The sequence below is a fragment of the Brevundimonas sp. FV1ye29L genome (genome assembly GCF_058681095.1).
The window spans coordinates 3,106,836-3,119,557 of the sequence record NZ_CM178730.1; the positions used below are offsets into that span (position 1 = coordinate 3,106,836).

The 12,722-nt window shown below is 68.3% G+C and carries 16 protein-coding genes; 12 read left to right on the forward strand and 4 right to left on the reverse strand.

The annotated features are described in order from the left end of the window. The first annotated feature begins 90 nt into the window (after positions 1-90). Positions 91-1,002 (forward strand): SIMPL domain-containing protein, encoded by a 912-nt coding sequence (locus ACW17W_RS15255; RefSeq protein WP_492077828.1) that lies wholly within the window; start codon positions 91-93, stop codon positions 1,000-1,002. On the opposite strand, the gene ACW17W_RS15260 is transcribed toward ACW17W_RS15255, so the two are convergent. Further along, on the reverse strand, positions 987-1,805 hold the full coding sequence (locus ACW17W_RS15260) for a sterol desaturase family protein (RefSeq protein WP_492077829.1): 819 nt from the start codon (positions 1,803-1,805) through the stop codon (positions 987-989). The genes ACW17W_RS15255 and ACW17W_RS15260 overlap by 16 nt on opposite strands. A gap of 77 nt (positions 1,806-1,882) precedes the next feature. On the opposite strand from ACW17W_RS15260, the gene ACW17W_RS15265 reads away from it, so the two are divergent. After that, positions 1,883-2,308, forward strand: coding sequence for an HIT domain-containing protein (locus ACW17W_RS15265; protein ID WP_492077830.1), 426 nt, complete (start codon positions 1,883-1,885; stop codon positions 2,306-2,308). On the opposite strand, the gene ACW17W_RS15270 is transcribed toward ACW17W_RS15265, so the two are convergent. Together ACW17W_RS15270 and ACW17W_RS15275 are read right to left on the reverse strand one after the other, a co-directional pair. After that, positions 2,309-2,932 carry a methyltransferase family protein gene (locus tag ACW17W_RS15270; RefSeq protein ID WP_492077832.1) on the reverse strand — a complete coding sequence of 208 codons (624 nt, stop codon included), beginning with the start codon at positions 2,930-2,932 and terminating at the stop codon, positions 2,309-2,311. It abuts the gene before it with no gap. Between the two features lie 84 nt (positions 2,933-3,016). After that, complete coding sequence (locus tag ACW17W_RS15275) at positions 3,017-3,568, reverse strand: hypothetical protein (RefSeq protein WP_492077834.1); 552 nt, start codon at positions 3,566-3,568, stop codon at positions 3,017-3,019. A gap of 198 nt (positions 3,569-3,766) precedes the next feature. On the opposite strand from ACW17W_RS15275, the gene sdhC reads away from it, so the two are divergent. The 9 genes from sdhC (at position 3,767) to ACW17W_RS15320 (ending at position 11,129) form a co-directional block, all read left to right on the forward strand. After that, positions 3,767-4,231, forward strand: coding sequence for a succinate dehydrogenase, cytochrome b556 subunit (gene sdhC / locus ACW17W_RS15280; RefSeq protein WP_492077835.1), 465 nt, complete (start codon positions 3,767-3,769; stop codon positions 4,229-4,231). Next, positions 4,228-4,626 (forward strand): succinate dehydrogenase, hydrophobic membrane anchor protein, encoded by a 399-nt coding sequence (sdhD, locus tag ACW17W_RS15285; protein WP_492077836.1) that lies wholly within the window; start codon positions 4,228-4,230, stop codon positions 4,624-4,626. The genes sdhC and sdhD overlap by 4 nt, the downstream gene beginning before the upstream one ends. 5 nt (positions 4,627-4,631) lie before the next feature. Then, positions 4,632-6,416 (forward strand): succinate dehydrogenase flavoprotein subunit, encoded by a 1,785-nt coding sequence (gene sdhA / locus ACW17W_RS15290; protein WP_492077838.1) that lies wholly within the window; start codon positions 4,632-4,634, stop codon positions 6,414-6,416. Position 6,417: 1 nt separating this feature from the next. Continuing rightward, entirely contained in the window at positions 6,418-7,215 is a 798-nt protein-coding gene (locus tag ACW17W_RS15295) for a succinate dehydrogenase iron-sulfur subunit (protein ID WP_492077840.1), read from the forward strand. Between the two features lie 22 nt (positions 7,216-7,237). Next, positions 7,238-7,567 carry a gamma-glutamylcyclotransferase family protein gene (locus tag ACW17W_RS15300; RefSeq protein ID WP_492077842.1) on the forward strand — a complete coding sequence of 110 codons (330 nt, stop codon included), beginning with the start codon at positions 7,238-7,240 and terminating at the stop codon, positions 7,565-7,567. A gap of 54 nt (positions 7,568-7,621) precedes the next feature. Beyond that, positions 7,622-7,942, forward strand: a complete 321-nt coding sequence (locus ACW17W_RS15305; RefSeq protein WP_492077844.1) for a 2Fe-2S iron-sulfur cluster-binding protein — start codon at positions 7,622-7,624, stop codon at positions 7,940-7,942. A gap of 46 nt (positions 7,943-7,988) precedes the next feature. Next, positions 7,989-8,336: a PilZ domain-containing protein gene (locus tag ACW17W_RS15310; protein ID WP_492077845.1), complete on the forward strand. Its 348-nt coding sequence runs from the start codon at positions 7,989-7,991 to the stop codon at positions 8,334-8,336. A gap of 73 nt (positions 8,337-8,409) precedes the next feature. Beyond that, positions 8,410-9,921 carry a DUF1800 domain-containing protein gene (locus ACW17W_RS15315; RefSeq protein WP_492077847.1) on the forward strand — a complete coding sequence of 504 codons (1,512 nt, stop codon included), beginning with the start codon at positions 8,410-8,412 and terminating at the stop codon, positions 9,919-9,921. Next, positions 9,918-11,129 (forward strand): DUF1501 domain-containing protein, encoded by a 1,212-nt coding sequence (locus ACW17W_RS15320; RefSeq protein ID WP_492077849.1) that lies wholly within the window; start codon positions 9,918-9,920, stop codon positions 11,127-11,129. Before ACW17W_RS15315 ends, ACW17W_RS15320 begins: the two co-directional genes overlap by 4 nt. A 3-nt stretch (positions 11,130-11,132) precedes the next feature. Here ACW17W_RS15320 and ACW17W_RS15325 read toward each other — a convergent pair whose 3' ends face one another. Beyond that, on the reverse strand, positions 11,133-11,987 hold the full coding sequence (locus ACW17W_RS15325) for an HAD family hydrolase (RefSeq protein WP_492077851.1): 855 nt from the start codon (positions 11,985-11,987) through the stop codon (positions 11,133-11,135). 270 nt (positions 11,988-12,257) lie between these two features. Between ACW17W_RS15325 and ACW17W_RS15330 the strand changes: the two genes are divergently transcribed. After that, positions 12,258-12,722 carry an ankyrin repeat domain-containing protein gene (locus tag ACW17W_RS15330; RefSeq protein ID WP_492080328.1) on the forward strand — a complete coding sequence of 155 codons (465 nt, stop codon included), beginning with the start codon at positions 12,258-12,260 and terminating at the stop codon, positions 12,720-12,722.

A 12,722-nucleotide genomic window follows, 5' to 3' on the forward strand; every position in this document is an offset into this window, starting at 1 on the left:
CGGTCTAGCCCTGCTTGTCGACCGGGGCAAGCGCGCGGCTTTACGGCCTTGGTCGGGGCTGCAAAGGTGGGCTCCAACCGGAGGCTTCGCATGCGTATCCTGACCGCCGCTCTCGTCCTGTCATCCCTTGCCGCGACGGTCGCGCCGCCCGTTGCGGCCCAGACCCCGCCGGCGTCCATCGGCCAGCAGTATGTGCCTGCGCCCTGGTGGATGCGCGATCCGGTCATCGCCTCGATCGGTCAGGTCCGGGTCGAGATCGCCGCCAACCGCGCCGGGTTCAACGCCACATTCCAGTCCATCGACCGCTCGGCCGCCGAGGCCTCGCGAAAGGCCGCCGATCAGGTGCGGGCCCTGAGCCAGGCCCTGGCCGCCTACGGAACCGACAAGGTTCGGGTCGAGACGACCCTGACCACCCGGCCGCTGTACGAACAGTATCGCGACGAGGCCGGGAACCTGCGGGACAATGTCCGTCCCGACAAGATCCAGCGCTATCAGACCGAGGCCACGGTGCGGCTGACCATCCGTGACGTTGCGGTGCTGGAGCGGGCCTATGCCACTGTGGTGGCGACCCAGCCGACCACGATAAGCCCGGTGTATTTCAGCCTGGAGGCCGAGAACAGTTGGAAGGCCAATCTCGCGGCCGAGGCGATGAAGGATGCGCGACGTCGCGCCGAGGCGGCGGCGAACCATGCCGGGGCGACGCTGGGCAGGGTGCGGGTGATCGACCCCACCGGCCGCGCCTGCGAGACGGATGTGCTGGCCGGCTGGCCGTCGTACCAGTCGCCTGGTGGGCAGGAGACCTCGGTCGACGAGATGGTGGTGACCGGATCGCGTGTCGTAAGAACCGGGATGATGGCGTCGGCCGTGCCCGCCCCGCCCCCGCCGCCGCCCGCGCCCGGAGAGCCGCCGTCAGAGGCCCAGATCGAGGCCGCGCGCCTGGCGCTCCAGCCGCCGCTACAGGTGCTGACCGACAGCGCCTGCGTGGTCTATGGCCTGGACTGAACGGGCGCGGACGCCGGGGCGACCGGTTGCGCACTGGCCCCGCCCACGCCCCGGAACGGATACAGCAGCTGGCCGGCATAGTCGTCGGGCACCGGGTCGCTGACGCCATAACGCTCCGGATGGCCTGACCTGGGCAGGCGGAATGTGCCGAAGAGGTGGTCCAGCAGCGACAGCTGGGCGGCGAAATTCCGGTCATAGGCCTCGCGCTGGTCGGCATGGTGCCAGTGATGGAAGCGCGGCGAGCCGATCAGATGTTTCAACGGCCCGAAGTCGAACCCGACGTTGGCGTGCAGCAGGATGGCGTGCACCCGGTAGATCAGGCCGTAGGCGATCAACGGCTCTGGCGAGAAGCCCAGGGCGATCACCACGGCCAGGGCCGGGCCCGCGAACAGCAACTGCTCCAGCGGATGGACGCGATAGGTCACGGCCCAGTCCAGTTCGGTGCTGGAATGATGGACGGCGTGCAGCCGCCACAGCACGGGAACCGCATGGGCCGCCCGATGCGCGCCATAGATGCCCAGTTCGGCGATCAGCAGGATCTCGAGATACTCGACCCAGTCCGGCTGGGCGCGAATCGCCTCGGCCCAGGCGGACGGAACCAGATGGGCGCCCATCACGCTGGCGGCCACGGCGATACCGATCAGGGCCAGGCGGATCACCGGCCCGTTGATCACCAGATGCATCAGGTCGGCGAGCCAGCCGTCACGCAGCAGCCTCTGGCCCTCTGCATGGGGCGCCAGCCGTTCCAGCGCGATGAAGGCCGCGCCCAGTCCCAGCAGCCAGTAAAGATCGGTCAAGGTCATGACCCCCTTCATGCCGCATCAGGCTTGATGTCCGCTTAAGACGCGACGGCGGGCGTCGGGTTCGCCATGATGGCCCGATGACCGACGCCTTTGATACCGATCCGCGCCTGCTGGCCAACAGCGTCCCTGTCGCCTCGCTGGGGCTGTGCGACGTGCGGCTGATGGATGAGGCCCGCTTTCCATGGCTGGTCCTGATCCCGCGCCGGGCGGGCGCAAGCGAACTGGACGACCTCGACGCCGGACAGCGGACGCAACTGATGCAGGAGATGGTTCTGGCGGGCGAGGCCGTGCGCCGCCTCGGCCGGGCGCTGGACCGGCCGGTCGACAAGCTGAACACCGCCGCCCTCGGCAATGTCACGGCCCAGTTGCATGTTCATGTGGTCGGACGGCGTCGCGACGACCCGCTGTGGCCCGATCCGGTCTGGGGTCGGCCGGGGGCCGCACCCCTGCCCCCGGAGACGCTGACGCAACTGGCCGGCGTCGCCGCCCGGGCGCTCGCCTGACTACCAGACCCTGGGAATCAACCGGTACCGAACGTCGGCGGCGAAGGCCTGATAGGCCGGGTCCTGACCCAGAACCCGCTCCTCGGCATGAATCCGGGCGACGATGAAGCCGAACCAGACTGTCAGAAGGGCGGCGTTCCACAGCGACGGGTTGACCATCAGCACCCCGGCGTTGGCCACCAGATAGCCGAGATACATCGGGTGGCGGACGGCAGCATAGAGGCCGCTGCGCTTGACGCCCCGGTTGGCGGCGACGACGCCGAAGCTGCGGCGCAGCGACAATTTGGCGCCCATGCCGATGGCGAGACCGACGACCAGCATGATCGCCCCGCCGGGCAGGCCGCCGCCGGTCGGCTGGACCAGCATCGGCAGGGCGGTGCCCAGCACGCCGGTCGCCCAGTCGATGGGGCGCAGGGTGATGGCCTCGGTCGAACGCCGGAACAGGACGAAGGCGGCGATCAGCCCCTCGGACACCAGAAACAGGATGTTGGCCGGCGAGTCCTGGATCCCCTGGGCGAAGCGCCAGACGAGCAGGCTGTAGAGGGCCAGGATGATGACGCGCTCGGCGCCGTCCAGCAGACGGGCGAGGCTTGGGCGCGAGGCGGCGGGCGATACGACGGTCATGCCCCGACCCTTAACGCACCGGGATTGACGACGGCTTAAGCGCGGCGGCCGCCCCGCCCGCGGATCCAAGGTCCGGATCGGACTTCAGCGGGGGATCAAGAGGACGGCCCGCGGCTTCCCGTCCCCGGTCAGGACCCCGCGCCAGCCGTCGGGTCCGATCCGGAGATTCAGCTGGGCGCCCCGGTCCAGCCGGATCCGGACGGCGTCGCCCTCCCTTGAGGCCGATAGAACTGCGCCCGAACGGGCCGCGCCATGGGCCCCGTTCCGGGTCCATGCGCCCTCGATCGGTTCTCCCGGGCCTGGATCGACCAGGGCGAGTTCCAGCATGGTCCGGCCATTGGCCCCAGCCACACGCCACAGGCCGTCCAGCGCGCCCATCAGGGCCTGGGCCGCATGACGCCGCTCCTCAACCGCCCGCTGATAGTCCATGACGGCGTCCGCTCTCCCGCCCGATCTGTGCGGCCGGGCGTCGGCGTCCCCCTCGGCCCGCTGTCGACCAAAGTCGGATGGCGGCTCATAGGGCGGGACGGCGGGCCGCCGAAAAATCTGCGGGGCCTCCGCGATGACGCCTGTCGCCCCGGACGGCAGCGCCTGAGGCTCCGCATTTCCGAGGATCGCCAGCGCGAACAACATCATGACGTCACCCTGCCGCGCAGGACGGAGGTCTGGCTAGTGCCGGAGCGCCACACTCGAAACAGTGATCGGGGCGGCGGGTGAGACACTTTTACGCCGCGGTGCAGCGAGCCTTGCGTTGACACCGCAGGCGCCCGGTCACTAAAGCCAAGCCCAGAGATCCGGACACCTGATTTATCAGGGTTTTTGAGAACCATTCGCATGACTCAGCCCCAGGACGCCACTCCAGCCGGAGGAAGCGCTCACACCGGCCGCTATGTCGCTCAACCCAACGGCCGCACCCCGCCCCTGTCGCCGCACATGCAGATCTGGCGCTGGCACATCACCATGCTGGCCTCGATCACCTTCCGCGCGACGATCATCGCCGGCAGCGTCGGCCTGATCTTCGTCGTCGGCTGGCTGGCGACCCTGGCCTTTGGCCCCGAGGCCTACGGCCGGTTCGCGGCGGTGGCGGCCTCGCCCTTGGGACTGCTGATCGGCTTCGGCCTGACCGTGGTGCTGCTGTCCTTCATCCTGAACGGCGGTCGTCACATGCTGAACGATCTCGTCATCGGCCTGGACGTCAAGACCGCCAACCTTATGTCCCAGGTCGCCGTCTGGGGGCCGGTCGTTGTCGCGATCCTGATCTGGATCGCCCTGTTCGCCACCGGGAGGGTCTCGCTGTGAGCAATCGGGCCAAGTTCCGCAATAACGTCAAGATTTCCGAGCGTCACGGCGCGAAGGAATGGGCTGCTGAAAAGGCTGCCCTGCTGGTCCTTCTGCCTCTGTGCCTGTGGGTCGCCTCGACCGTCTTCACCCTGACAGGCGCGGGTCATCCGGATGTCATGGCCTGGTTCGCCAGCCCCCTGAACGCCGCCCTCGCGGCCCTGACGATCCTGGTCTTCTGCGGATACGCCAGCCTCGCCTGGAAGGTCATCCTCGAGGACTATATCCACAAGATCGGAACGCGGACGGCGCTGGTCTGGCTGTTGAACCTGGTCTTCTTCGCGCTGGCCGCCGCCAGCGTCTTCCTTATCGTGCGGCTGGCGCTGGGTTCCGCGCCGCTGCCGGCCGGAGTCTGATCCGCATGTCCGCCTATGAGTTCGTCGATCACGCCTATGACGTCGTTGTCGTCGGGGCCGGGGGCTCCGGCCTTCGCGCCGCCCTCGGCGCCGCCCAGCAGGGGCTGAAGGTCGCCTGCGTCACCAAGGTCTTCCCGACCCGCTCCCACACCGTGGCGGCGCAAGGCGGTATCTCGGCCTCGCTGGGCAATATGGGCGAGGACAGCTGGCAGTGGCATATGTACGACACCGTCAAGGGGTCCGACTGGCTGGGCGACCAGGACGCCATCGAATACCTGGTCCGCAACGCGCCCAAGGCCGTCTATGAGCTGGAGCACTGGGGCGTGCCCTTCTCCCGCACCGAGGAAGGCAAGATCTACCAGCGCGCCTTCGGCGGCATGACCCGCAACTTCGGCGAGGGCCCTGTGCAGCGCACCTGCGCCGCCGCCGACCGCACCGGCCACGCCATCCTGCACACCCTGTACGGCCAGTCGGTCCGCCGCGAGGTCAAGTTCTTCGTCGAGTATTTCGGCCTCGACCTGATCATGCAGGACGGGGTCTGCACCGGGGTGACGGCGCTGCAACTCGACAACGGTCAACTGCACCGCTTCCGGGCCAAGATGGTCATCCTGGCCACCGGCGGATACGGCCGCGCCTATTTCTCGGCGACCTCGGCCCACACCTGCACCGGCGACGGCAACGCCATGGTGCTGCGCGCCGGCCTGCCGCTGCAGGACATGGAGTTCGTCCAGTTCCACCCGACCGGCATCTACGGCGCCGGCTGCCTGATCACCGAGGGCGCGCGCGGCGAGGGCGGTTACCTGACCAACTCGGAAGGCGAGCGCTTCATGGAGCGCTATGCCCCGACCGTGAAGGACCTGGCCCCGCGCGACATGGTCAGCCGTTCCATGACCATCGAAATCCGCGAAGGCCGCGGCGTCGGTCCCAAGAAGGACCACATCTTCCTGCATCTGGATCATCTGGATCCGAAGATCCTGCACCAGCGCCTGCCCGGCATTTCCGAAAGCGCCAAGATCTTCGCCGGCGTCGACGTCACCAAGGCGCCGATCCCCGTCATCCCGACCGTCCACTACAATATGGGCGGCATCCCCACCAACTATCATGGCGAGGTCCTGACCCTGCGCGACGGCAATGCCGACAGCGTGGTGCCCGGCCTGATGGCCGTGGGCGAGGCGGCCTGCGTCTCGGTGCACGGGGCCAACCGTCTGGGCTCCAACTCCCTGACCGATCTGGTGGTGTTCGGCCGCGCCGCCGGCCTGCGGGTCGGCGAGGTGGTGGACAAGGCCTCGGCCGTGCCCGACGCTCCCGCCGCGACCACTGACGGCCATCTGGCCCGGCTGGACCGGTTCCGCCACGCCAACGGCTCGACCCCGACCTCGCACCTGCGGCTGGCCATGCAACAGGCCATGCAGGCCGACGCCGCCGTGTTCCGTACGGGCGAGACCCTGCAGCAGGGCACCGACAAGCTGCGCGCCATCGACGCCCAGGGGTCCGACATCAAGACCACGGATCGCGGCCTGATCTGGAACACCGATCTGGTCGAGACGATGGAATACGACAATCTGATCGCACAGGCCGTCGTCACCATCGAGAGCGCCCTGAACCGCACGGAATCGCGCGGCGCCCACGCCCGCGAGGACTATCCCGACAGGGATGACGCCAACTGGATGAAGCACACCCTGTCGTGGAAACGCCCGGGCGAGGCGGTCCAGATCGACTACCGTCCGGTGCACAACTACACGATGTCCGACGACGTGGCCTACATCGAGCCCAAGGCGCGAGTTTACTGATATGGTCCAGCTCACCCTCCCCCGCGGCTCGAAGCCCACGACCGGCAAGGTCCACAAGGCTCCGGCCGGCGCAAGGAACGTCAAGACCTATAAGGTCTATCGCTACGACCCCGAGGTCGACGCCGATCCGCGCTGGGACGTCTATGAGGTCTCGGCCGACGATCACGGCCCGATGCTGCTGGACGCCCTGATCCACATCAAGAACGAGATCGACCCGACCCTGGCCTTCCGCCGGTCGTGCCGCGAGGGCATCTGCGGCTCCTGCTCGATGAACATTGACGGTCGCAACACCTTGGCCTGCACCAAGGGCTGGGACGAGTGCTCGTCCTCGACCATCGCCATCGCCCCCCTGCCCCACCAGCCGGTGGTCAAGGATCTGGTGACGGACCTGACCCTGTTCTACGCCCAGTACGACTCCATCCAGCCCTATCTCCAGTCCGATGATCCGGATCCGGAGACCGAGCGCCTGCAGACGCCGGAAGACCGGCTGAAGCTGGACGGTTTGTACGAGTGCATCCTCTGCGCCTGTTGCTCGACCTCCTGCCCGAGCTACTGGTGGAACCAGACCGAGTACCTGGGTCCGGCGGCCCTGCTGCAGTCCTACCGCTGGATCGCCGACAGCCGCGACGATGCGACGGACAAGCGGCTCGACGATCTCGAGGATCCCTTCAAGCTTTATCGCTGCCACACCATCATGAACTGCGCCCAGGTCTGCCCCAAGGGGCTGAACCCGGCCGCAGCCATCGCCAAGACCAAGGCCCTTATGGTGTCGCCGAGCCGGAAGAAGGCTGCGGCCTGAATCCCGCGGGTTCGTCCCGTCCATGAGCGACGTCCTGCTGTTTTCCTACGGAACCCTGCAGGACCCGTCGGTCCAGACCGCGACGTTCGGCCGTTTGCTGGAAGGTCGCGCCGACAGGTTGGCGGGGTTCGCCCTGTCCTGGTTCGAGATCGCGGGCCCGGAGGGCGTCGCGACGAGTGGCGAGACCCGCTATCCGGTCCTGAATCCCGGCGACGACGTGATCCCGGGCGTGGTGTTCCGCATCACTGAAGACGAGTTGCATGCAGCAGACCTCTACGAAGGCGAGGACTATCGCCGCATCCTGACGATCACCGAATTCGGGGTCGAGGCCTGGGTCTATGTCGCGGCCTGACCACGGCCTCACACCACGCTTTGACCGACATGCCGCGTTTGCTAAGAGGCCTTGATGGCGAAGATCACCTACATCGAACACGACGGCCGAGAGCATCCGGTCGAGGTCAAGGCTGGCCTGTCCGTCATGGAAGGCGCGATCCGCAACAATGTGCCGGGCATCGACGCCGACTGCGGCGGCGCCTGCGCCTGCGCCACCTGCCACGTCTATGTCGACGAGGCCTTTGCCGCAGAAACGGGGCGTCCCTCGGCCATGGAGGAGTCGATGCTCGACTTCGCCGAGAATGTGCAGCCGAACAGCCGCCTGTCCTGCCAGATCCGGGTCTCGGACGCCCTGGACGGGTTGATCGTGCGCCTGCCGGAAAGCCAGCACTGAGCGCCCGGACCGCACCCCTCGACCGGTTTCGGGCGTTGGTTTGTCGATGAGCCTGTTCGACCGGACATCCCGATCCGACGAGCGCCGGGCCGAACCTCGGCGTCTGGTGGATTCGCGCGGCCTGATTCTCTCGGACGGTCAGGAGACGCGCTGTCTGATCGTGGACGAGTCCGAAAACGGCCTGCGCATCCGGCTGGACCGGGCGATGGGTCTGGCGCCCGTGATCGTGGTCGTGGACCTGACGGCGGGAACGGCCTGCGAGGCCCGGGTGGCCTGGGTCAAGGGGCAGGACCTGGGCCTGAAATGCGAGCTCCGGGCTACGCTTCTGACGGGTCTGGTGCCCGGGCGGCTGACCGCCGCTCGCGACGCCTGGATGCGTCACCGCACGGCCTGACCCCGGGTCGCGCCGGATTCCCGGGCGCCGTGCGTTGGACGGCTATCGCTGATCCGCACAAAGGCAGGCTTCCATGGCTCGACCCGACAGCACGCTCGCGGCCTCAATCGCCCTGACCCGCTTCGGCCTGGGCGCCCGACCCGGCGAGATCACCACTGTGGCGCGGGATCCCCGAGCCTGGCTGGACGACCAGATCAGGACCTCAGGCGCGCCGCAGCCCGCCGGGGTCTTTCCGGATTCAGGCCAGCGCATCCGGCAATTCGTCGAATACAGGGACGCCGCCGCGACTGCGCGTCAGCTGCGTGGCGAAACCCCGACGTCCGGCCCGCCGATGCCGGATATGGCGCCGGCCATGGCGGCGAACGGCGTCGCCGCCAATCCCGCAGCCGAGGCGGCGTTCGACGCCCGACGGCTGGAACGCCGCAATCTGGCGCAGGATACGGCCCAGGAATTTCTGGCCCGTGCGCGGCTGGGCGCCTCAACGCCGGACGGATTCGCGGAGCGATGGGCCCTGTTCTGGATCAACGCCCTGACCGTGTCGGCGGTGAAGTTCACCAGCGCGGTCTTCATCGGCCAGTATGAACGCGAGGCGATCCGACCGTATGTGTTCGGTCCTTTCGCCGACCTGCTCGTCTCGGCCGAACAACACCCCGCCATGCTGCTGTATCTCGATCAGGCCCAGTCCATCGGGCCCAACAGCCCCGCCGGCCAACGCCGGTCCGCCGGGCTGAACGAGAACCTGGCCCGCGAGATCCTTGAGCTCCACACCGTGGGCGCCGACGGCGGCTATACCCAGACCGACGTCACAGAATTCGCCCGCGCCCTGACCGGCTGGTCGCTGGCGGGGCAGGCCGGCGGGAGGGACGGCCGGAACCGGCGACCGAACGCGCGACGCACAGCGCAGGTGGCGGAACAGGCCGGCGACAGGGGCTTTGCTTTCCGTCCGATCGTGCATGAGCCCGGAGAGCGGACCGTCATGGGCCGCCGCTATGCCCAAGGCGGAGCATCGCAGGGCGAAACGATCCTGCGCGACCTTGCGACGAGGCCGCAGACCGCGAAACGTCTCGCGCGTCGCATCGCCGTTCATTTCGTCGCCGACGACCCGCCGCCCGCCCTCGTCGCGGCGCTGGAAGCGGCCTGGCTCGGCTCGAACGGCCGTCTGGACGTCGTCGCCCGCGCCCTGATCGCGGCGCCGGAGGCCTGGTCGCCCGCTCCGGCCAAGGTAAAGACGCCGTATGAGTTCATCGTCTCCACCCACCGCGCGCTTGGCACACAGCCGCAACGGCCGCAGGGCCTGCAACAGCCGCTGATCGCGATGGGCCAGCCCGCCTTTTCGCCTCCCTCGCCTGAGGGATGGCCCGACACGGCGGCGGACTGGGCCGGGCCGGACGCCCTGGTCAAACGGCTGGAGTGGGCCTCGGTCGTCGCGGATGCCGCCCGGGGCCAGAGAGAGCCCGCCGTGATCGCCGAGGCGGCGCTCGGCCTGCGCCTGTCCGACCGCACCCGCACCGCCGTGGCCCGCGCCGAGAGCCGGCCTGAAGCCCTGACCCTGTTTCTCATGTCGCCGGAGTTCCAGCGCCGATGACCCATACTGCTTTCAACACCGAGCTTTCCCTCGCCCTCGCCCTCGACCGCCGCCGCCTGCTGGCCGGTCTCGGTCTCGGCGGTCTCAGCCTCACCTTTGCCGGACAGGCGGGGGCCCAGACCTCGGGCGGGCGGCCCAAACTGGTCGTGGTCATCGCCCGCGGCGCCATGGACGGCCTGTCCGTCACCGCGCCATGGGCTGATGCCGATTACCAGCGGCTGCGCGGCCCGCTGGCGATGAAGCCGCCTGGCGGGGCGGATGGCGGGCTCGGGCTGGAGCAGGGATTCGCCCTGCATCCTGCCCTCGCCGACCTGCATGGTCTTTATGGCAAGGGTCAGCTGCGCTTTGCGCCGGCCGTGGCCATACCGACCCGCATCCGATCGCATTTCGACGCCCAGGACATGCTGGAAAGCGGCGGCGAACGGCTGCACCAGTCCGACAGCGGCTGGCTGAACCGGGCGCTCGGCGCGACCAACGGACGCGGCCTGTCGATCGGCGCACAGACGCCGCTGATCCTGCGGGGGCCGGCGGAGACCTCGAGCTGGGCGCCCGGCGGCCGGATTGGCGGCGATGACCGCCTCGCCTCCCTGTTGCAGGACCTCTATGCCGAGGACCGGTTGCTGGCGACCAACCTGGCGCGCGGTCTGGAGACCGAGGCCCAGGCGCGAAGCATGGCGGGCGGAACAGACGGCGCGCCGCGCCGCGGTGACGCCGCCGGCCTCGGTTCGGCCGTGGCGCGCTTGATGACGGGTGAAACCGGCGCCGACGTCGTCGCCCTGTCGCTGGACGGCTGGGACACCCATGCGAGGCAGTCACCCCAGCTTCAGGCGCGACTGACCCAGCTGGACCAGCTGGTGATCGGCCTGCGTCAGGGGCTGGGCGGCGAGTGGGGTCGGACCGTGGTGGTCGTCGCCACCGAGTTCGGGCGGACGGCGCGCATCAACGGCACCCTCGGCACCGACCACGGCACAGCCTCGACCCTGATGCTGGCCGGCGGGGCGGTCAAGCGCGGCGGGCCGATCGGCGACTGGCCGGGACTTTCTGACGCCGCCCTGTTCGAGAACCGCGACCTCGCTCCGACGCTGGACGTGAGGGCCGTCTTCAAGGGCGTGCTGCGCGACCATCTGGGGGTGGAACGTGCCGCGCTGGACCGCCAGGTCTTCCCCGACAGCGGCGCGGAGGCGCCGGCGGTTACCGGGCTGGTGTGACGGTCAGTCGATGGCGGGCATTGTGCCCGCATTGATGGCGATCCGGCCGATCAGTCCCTTGACGATCAGATCCAGCGGCTGGCCCTCGCGATAGTCGGCGGCGGCGACGAAGTTGACCCGGTCCTCCGAGATCAGGCTGTAGATCTTCTTCTGATCCTTGTCGGAGTTCCTCGGATCATAGACGGCGATCGAATAGCCGCCCTTGGTATGCATCATCTTCATGGTCGGGACGTCGGTGTCGCCGTCGCCGATGAAGATCATCCGCTCGAACGGCACGGCGCGGTCGTCGTCGGGGACGAACTTGTTGATCCGCTCGTGGTCCCAGTGGTTCAGGACGCCCTTGTTGATGCGAAACAGATACTGGGTCTTGGTGGTGTAGTTGACCCCCACCGCCGGCCAGATCGCCACCCCGTGTTCGTCATAGGCGAACTTGGACGCGAAGACGTGGTGGAAGGCATCGCGGATCGGACAGCCGTCGATCATCTCCTCAAGGCCCGCGGAGATGATGTAGTGCTCGATCTCCAGTCCGTATTTCGCGCCAATGGCGTCGATCCGCTCGAACCAGCCCTTTCCGGTCAGGTCGGACCTCAGTCCGTCAAAAAGCTTCACGTCCTGGCCGTGCCCGGCCAGCAGCTGTTTGGTGATCGTCTGTCCGTTCTGGCGCGATCGCAGCAGCATAAGCTGCATATACATAAGGATATTGTCGCCATCGGCCGACTTGGTCAGCCGGTCCGCCTCGCCCCAGAAGTCGCCGATGTCCATCCCGACCGAGGGAATGAAGGTGACCTCCTGCATATTCCCACGCGCCAAGGTCCCGTCGAAGTCGTAGATCAGGGCGGTCTTGAGAAGCTTCGTCATGCCCGTTCCTTTATTCTCCCGCCGATCCGCGCGCCAGCGCATGCGTAGATGACCAATCCTTAAGTAGCCACCGAACCTGCCTCTGCCATAGCTGGGCGATCCTACGGAGCCGCCCATGACCTCGAAGTCCCCCTCCGCCCGGAGCCTGATTGTCGCTGGCGTCCTCACCGCGACCGTGCTCGGCGGCGCGACGATCCAGGCGTCGGCCCAGACGTCCTCCGCTGCGCCGGCCTCTGGCGGCTGGGTCGTGGATGCCCCCGCACCGGCGACATCGGCGCGGCGACGGCCTTCCTCGCTCACGGCGCCGATGTTGACGAGGGCCGCGCTCGCGACGGCACGCCCCTGATCGCGGCCGCCCGCAACGGCGACCTGACCATGGCGCGCTTCCTGATCGGCCAGGGCGCAGAGATCGACCGTCCTATGAGGGGCGACGGCAATCCTCTGATCGCCGCCGCCGCCAACGGCTGTATCGAGATGGCGGACGATCTCATCGGTCTCGGCGCCGACGTGAACGCGATCGTCCCCGATGATGAGACGCCCCTGATCAACGCCTCGCGCGAGGGCCATCTGGCCGTGGTGCAGCGGCTCGTCGCCGCCGGCGCTGACGTCAATCTGGCTGTGCCGGTCACGCTGACGTCCGGCGTCACTGAAATTCGCTCCCCGCTCAGCCAGGCGCGCCGCAATCGTCACGCCGAGGTCGCCGCCTGGCTGATCGGCCACGGCGCGCGCGCCTAG

Coding starts and splice junctions, on each gene's coding strand:
- ACW17W_RS15255 (WP_492077828.1), top strand. CDS start 91: ATGCGTATCCTGACCGCCGCTCTCGTCCTGTCATCCCTTGCCGCGACG.
- ACW17W_RS15260 (WP_492077829.1), bottom strand. CDS start 1,805: ATGACCTTGACCGATCTTTACTGGCTGCTGGGACTGGGCGCGGCCTTC.
- ACW17W_RS15265 (WP_492077830.1), top strand. CDS start 1,883: ATGACCGACGCCTTTGATACCGATCCGCGCCTGCTGGCCAACAGCGTC.
- ACW17W_RS15270 (WP_492077832.1), bottom strand. CDS start 2,932: ATGACCGTCGTATCGCCCGCCGCCTCGCGCCCAAGCCTCGCCCGTCTG.
- ACW17W_RS15275 (WP_492077834.1), bottom strand. CDS start 3,568: ATGATGTTGTTCGCGCTGGCGATCCTCGGAAATGCGGAGCCTCAGGCG.
- sdhC (WP_492077835.1), top strand. CDS start 3,767: ATGACTCAGCCCCAGGACGCCACTCCAGCCGGAGGAAGCGCTCACACC.
- sdhA (WP_492077838.1), top strand. CDS start 4,632: ATGTCCGCCTATGAGTTCGTCGATCACGCCTATGACGTCGTTGTCGTC.
- ACW17W_RS15295 (WP_492077840.1), top strand. CDS start 6,418: ATGGTCCAGCTCACCCTCCCCCGCGGCTCGAAGCCCACGACCGGCAAG.
- ACW17W_RS15300 (WP_492077842.1), top strand. CDS start 7,238: ATGAGCGACGTCCTGCTGTTTTCCTACGGAACCCTGCAGGACCCGTCG.
- ACW17W_RS15305 (WP_492077844.1), top strand. CDS start 7,622: ATGGCGAAGATCACCTACATCGAACACGACGGCCGAGAGCATCCGGTC.
- ACW17W_RS15310 (WP_492077845.1), top strand. CDS start 7,989: ATGAGCCTGTTCGACCGGACATCCCGATCCGACGAGCGCCGGGCCGAA.
- ACW17W_RS15315 (WP_492077847.1), top strand. CDS start 8,410: ATGGCTCGACCCGACAGCACGCTCGCGGCCTCAATCGCCCTGACCCGC.
- ACW17W_RS15320 (WP_492077849.1), top strand. CDS start 9,918: ATGACCCATACTGCTTTCAACACCGAGCTTTCCCTCGCCCTCGCCCTC.
- ACW17W_RS15325 (WP_492077851.1), bottom strand. CDS start 11,987: ATGACGAAGCTTCTCAAGACCGCCCTGATCTACGACTTCGACGGGACC.